General features: G+C 71.1%; 4 protein-coding genes. 1 reads left to right on the top strand and 3 read right to left on the bottom strand.

Annotation, left to right across the window (positions count from 1 at the left end; all coding sequences use genetic code 11):
* Positions 1–32: 32 nt before the first annotated feature.
* The 3 genes from ACVNF4_RS32365 to ACVNF4_RS32355 all read right to left on the bottom strand — a co-directional run bounded on the left by ACVNF4_RS32365 (position 33) and on the right by ACVNF4_RS32355 (position 4,408).
* On the bottom strand, positions 33–1,964 hold the full coding sequence (locus ACVNF4_RS32365) for a primary-amine oxidase (protein ID WP_461806444.1): 1,932 nt from the start codon (positions 1,962–1,964) through the stop codon (positions 33–35).
* A 65-nt stretch (positions 1,965–2,029) separates the two neighbouring features.
* Positions 2,030–3,496 (bottom strand): APC family permease, encoded by a 1,467-nt coding sequence (locus ACVNF4_RS32360; protein ID WP_461806443.1) that lies wholly within the window; start codon positions 3,494–3,496, stop codon positions 2,030–2,032.
* A 168-nt stretch (positions 3,497–3,664) separates the two neighbouring features.
* A complete protein-coding gene (locus ACVNF4_RS32355; RefSeq protein ID WP_461806442.1) occupies positions 3,665–4,408 on the bottom strand; it encodes an IclR family transcriptional regulator in 744 nt (247 codons plus the stop codon).
* A gap of 114 nt (positions 4,409–4,522) precedes the next feature.
* Between ACVNF4_RS32355 and ACVNF4_RS32350 the strand changes: the two genes are divergently transcribed.
* A partial coding sequence (locus tag ACVNF4_RS32350) for a thiamine pyrophosphate-binding protein (protein WP_461806441.1) occupies positions 4,523–5,031 on the top strand: 509 nt, incomplete at its 3' end.

Below are 5,031 nucleotides of genomic sequence, written 5' to 3'. Positions count from 1 at the left end.
CGCGGAGCGCGGACGCCGGGCCGCCGCCACGGTCAGGCGTCCTGCGGCGCCGCGTGGCAGTGCGATCCCCCGCGCTTCTGCGGGGGCGGCACGTCCAGCGAGGGGTTGCGGTCGAAGAACCCGACCGGCTTCAGCGTGAACCCGACGTAGTCGCACGGCATGATCGGCCAGTCCTCCGGACGCGGCAGGTGCGAGGTGCCGAAGGTGTGCCACAGCACCACGTCGGTGTCGGCCAGGTCGCGTTCCTGCTCGATCCAGCGGCCGATGCCGTCCCCGGGGTGCTGGTTGGGGTAGTCGCCGGCCGCGTGCATCTCGTCGGGGCTGTACCGGGTGACCCACAGGTGCGCGCGGGCGAACTCGGCACGGCGCGCGAGGTCGCTCTCGGGGGCGGCGAGCAGGGTGGGGCCGACGAACGGGACCAGCTTGTAGGCGACGGGCTGGCCGAGCCGGTTGAGGACGCCGGGGTTGGTGATCTTCCAGGTGCGCGCGGTGAGCGGGTCGCACATCCGGCGGCCCTCGCGTTCGTTGGTGATGGCCGTGCCGCGGGCGACGATCGCGTTGCCGTAGGGGTTGTCCGGCCCCATCGGCAGGCCCACCGCGTCGACCTCCACGACCGTGTTGCGCGGTCCGTCGACCTCCATGTCGAGGCGCATGTTGAACAGGTGCTGGTGGTTCGGGGCGTCGAGCTGCGGGGCCACGAGCGTCCCGAAGCCGGGCTGCTCGCCGGGGGCCACCGCGCGGGTCTGGACGATGCCGGTGAGCTTGGCCTCGAACTGGATCGTCCCGTCGAGGTAGAAGTACCAGAAGAAGCCGTACTCGTAGTTGCCGATGGTGTGGATCGACGACACGACCAGCCGCCGGGAGCGCCTGACCTCGGCCTGCTGGACGTAGCGGAAGTCCCAGTGCTTCCAGAGGATCCCGTAGTCCTCCTCGTGCAGGCAGATGGCGTTGGTGACGGTCTGCGGGGTGCCGGACTCGTCGGCGAGGACGGCGTCGAGGTAGCGGATCTCGCCGAGGCAGTCGCAGCCGAGGCTGAGGGAGCCGACGGTCTTGCCGAGGCTGTACTCGCCCGCGTCGAAGACGTTGCGGAAGTAGAAGTCGTCGCTGGTGTCGCCGTAGGGCACCACCATCTCGCTGATGCCGGCCCGGTGCATGATCGGGCGGCGGCGTCCCTCGTCCTCGTAGGAGACGTCGCTGATGACGAGGCCCTCGACGACGTCGATGTGGGCGTGCAACCGCCAGCGCTGCCAGGAGATGACGTTGCCGCAGACCGTGAAGGAGGGCCCCTCGGGCTGGGTGATCTCGATGGGCCGCAGGTCGTCACGGAGGGGTCCCACGCTCGCCGTGTCGTAGTTCCCGCTCTCCGGCGGGAGCGGCAGCGGCTCGCCGGACTGGATCGCGGCGACCGTGCGGGTGTCGCAGTCGATGGCGAAGACGAGGTTGCCGACGGGCCGCGCGTAGCCGTTGTCCTCGGTGAACTCCCGCACATAGGCGCTGGCACGGATCACGCGGCGGCGCGCGTCCACCCCTTCGATCGGCAGGGTGCCCGTGGACCAGGGGTCGAACTGGACCTTGGAGAGGTCGTGGACGCCGTGCCGGGCCAGAGCTTCCACGGCGGCCGGGTCGGCCTTGATGATCTCGTCGAGGGCCATCAGCTCGTCGATCATGATGGGGGGTTGCTGCCCGGGGAGGTGCTGCCAGGAGATGACGGTGTCGTCGGTGAGGTCGACCCGGGCCTCGAACATGGCACTCGCCTCGGGGTCGTAGACGGCGAGGAACGCGACCCGGGTGATCGGACAGACGGGGTCGAAGTCCCGTACCTGCGCCTTGTCGGGGAGGTCGAGCCGGACCAGCGGGAACTTGATCGCCGTGCGCCCGGGGTGGGCGGCGCGCACCGCGGCGACGGCGCGCTCCATCTCCTTGGCGTTCAGGGGATCGTAGGGGTGCGGTATCGCGTTGGTCACTGCCGTTCCTCCAGGGTGGTGCGGGTCGGACATGGGGGGATGGAAAAGAGGTCGTGGGGGGGTGTTCAGCCGTCCAGGACGGTCTCGCGGTTCTCGGCCGGTACGTCGCCGCCGTCCGTGCGCCGGGTCACGACGAACGACCACACCGCCCCGACCGCCACCCACAGCAGCAGAGCCCAGGGGACGGTGTCGAGAGGGCTGCGCGCCTGATAGACGGCGCCGAACACGCCACCGGCCGCGACCAGGACGCCGACGCTCCCGGCGACGAGGAGTTTCCCGTGGCTGACGTGGGGCCACAGGCCCTTCACGCCGAGCCCCGCGACGACGAGGTACATCATCGCGAGTCCCGTGCCGCCGAAGCCGGCCATCCAGCTGAACGCCGGGGACCACTGGGGCTGAAGGACGCCGGGGTCGGCGGTGGCCCGCGAGAAGATGCCGTCGCCCAGGCGCACGGTGAGGATCGCGACGCACGCCAGGGCCGCCATCACCATCACGCCCCACACCGGGGTGCGGAACCTCGGGTGCAGTTCGGCGAGTTTCGCGGGGAGCCGGCCGCTGCGGGCCATGGAGAGCATGCCCCGGCTGGAGGCGACGCCGACACCGATCGCCACCGCGAGGACGTCGAGGATGATCAGGATGCCCATGAAGGTGCCGAAGCCGGAGGAGCCGTACTCCTTGCCGGAGGCGAGGGCCTCCAGGGGGAAGACGCTCGCCTTCCACGCCTGCGCGTCGAGGCCGAAGGCGAGGTCCTGCGCGTAGGCGACGACCAGGTAGTAGACGCCGACGATGGCGATCGACCACATGACGGCCCGGGGCACATGGCGTTTGGGGTCGGCCGTCTCCTCCGCGAGGTTGGCCGCCGACTCGAACCCGATGAACATGTTGATGCCGTACAGCACGCCGTAGAGCAGGTCGAGGCGCCCCACGGAGAACGGGTTGAACGGCTCGGCGGACAGGCTCTGCCCGTGGTCGCCCACCTGGAAGAGGATCACCACGGAGAAGACGAGGACGACGACGATGGTGACCAGGGCGAGGGCGAGCTGCGCGCGGATGGACACCTGGACGCCGACGACGAGGAGCGCGGCGACGAGCACGGCGTACCCCAGCGAGAGCGGCCACCAGGGCACGTCCATGGACAGGGAGTTGTGCAGCCAGGTCTGGGTGAGACCACCGAGGACCAGGAACGTGGAGGCTCCGAGGACCATCATGGCGCCGTAGTAGAGCCAGCCGGCGATCACGCCGACGCGGGGTCCCGCGCTGTCGCTGACGTATTCGTAGAGCGAGCCGCACAGGTGGATGCGTTTCGCGTACTGGGCCACGATCCAGCCCACTCCGCAGACGCCGATGCCCGCGATGACGATCGCGAGGGGGGTGGCGGTCCCCGCGCCGCGCCCGGTGGCCGACAGGCCCACGACCAGGGGCAGCAGGGCCGCGATCGAGAACACCGGTCCCATGAAGCCGATGGACTGGGTGAGGACGCCGATCAGGGACAGCTTGCCCTGGGCCAGGGTGGTGCGATCAGGGTTGGTCATCCGCATCAGCCTCCAAAGTTCACCGCTGTGCGATAGTCGTACACCGTGTACGTTTGTTGAATGGACATGCTGTTGGCGCTGATGGCGGGTGTCAAGGCCCGGCGGGGACGAAAACAAGTCGCCCCCACCGGAGAACTCCGGTGGGGGCGAAGGTCGTTGGGGCCGGTTCTAGCGCGGTCCGAGCAGGAACTCGCGGGCCGTGCGCGCGGCGGAGACCACTTCCGGCGTGGCTTCTTCGACGCGATCCTGACGGTGCGAGACGAACATGACGCAGGCGTCCAGCACGTCCCCGTCCCTGGCCAGCGGGGCGCCGACCGCGTGCGCTCCCGGCTCCACCGCGCCATGGCTGAGGACCCAGCCCCGCTCGCGTGTCTCGCGCACGGCCGGCGAGTCGTCGTCCGAGGGCGCCCGGCCGGCCTGGATCGCGACGGGGGCGGCGCCTCGGTCCAGCGGCTGGCGCGAGCCCTTGCGGTAGGCGAGGTGGTAGTCGGCGTCCCGGGGCACCGCCGTGGCGACGGCGACGACGCAGTCCGGCTCCGGGACGAACAGGACCGCCGTGCCGCCGTACCGGTCGGCGAGCTGCTGGAGCAGCGGCTGGACGAACTCCGCGAGCGTGGGCCGCGAGGTGCCGGCGAGGGTGTGCAGTTCGCCGCCGGGGACGTAGGCGCCGTCCGCGTCCCTCGCCAGGAAGCCCTCGGCCGCGAGGGTGCCGGCGAGGCGGTGCACGACGGTGCGGTGCAGCCCGGTCCGGGAGGCGATCTCGGCGACGGTCAGGCCGCGGGGCTGGTGGGCGACCGTCCGCAGTACGGCAAGGCCCCGGACCAGGGTCTGCGAGGGCGGCTGGCTCGGGCGTTTCGCCTTCTCCTCGCGTCCGTCCACCACGCCGTCCGTCACTTTCCGTGTTCCGCTCACGTGTTCAGCGTATGGCACGGGCCGGATCGCCCCGGGGGTTGACGGCGGAGCCGCATCATGCCAATGCTGTGCACCATGCGCACAGACGGTGCGAAGAGCGCACGGAGGAGTTCCATGTCCCAAGCCACCGCCGTCTGGCAGGCGAACCGGTCCGGCACACTGACCGGGGCCGAGGCACTCGTCGAGACCTCGCTCGCCGCCGGAGTGGACGTCTGTTTCGCCAACCCGGGGACCACGGAGATGCCGCTGGTCGCCGCGTTGGACTCGGTACCCGGCACCCGGGCGGTCCTCGGTCTCTTCGAGGGCGTGTGCACCGGCGCCGCCGACGGCTACGCCCGGATCTCGGGGCGCCCGGCGATGACCCTGCTGCACCTCGGCCCCGGCTTCGCCAACGGCATCGCCAACCTGCACAATGCCCGCCGGGCCCACTCCCCCGTCGTCAACGTCGTCGGGGACCACGCCAGTTGGCATCTCGCCCACGACGCGCCCCTGACCTCGGACATCGTCTCCCTGGCGAACCCCGTCTCCGGCTGGGTGGGCACCGCCTCGTCCGGCGCGGACCTGGCCCGGCTGGCCGCCGGCGCGATCGCGGCGGCCACCACCTCACCCGGCTGCGGGGCCAC

It is taken from the genome of Streptomyces sp. S6 (assembly GCF_054880855.1).
This window is presented reverse-complemented; position numbering and strand designations above follow the sequence as displayed.

Excerpts from the sequence above, each read along its gene's own strand:
- ACVNF4_RS32360 (WP_461806443.1), bottom strand. The coding sequence starts at position 3,496 with ATGACCAACCCTGATCGCACCACCCTGGCCCAGGGCAAGCTGTCCCTG.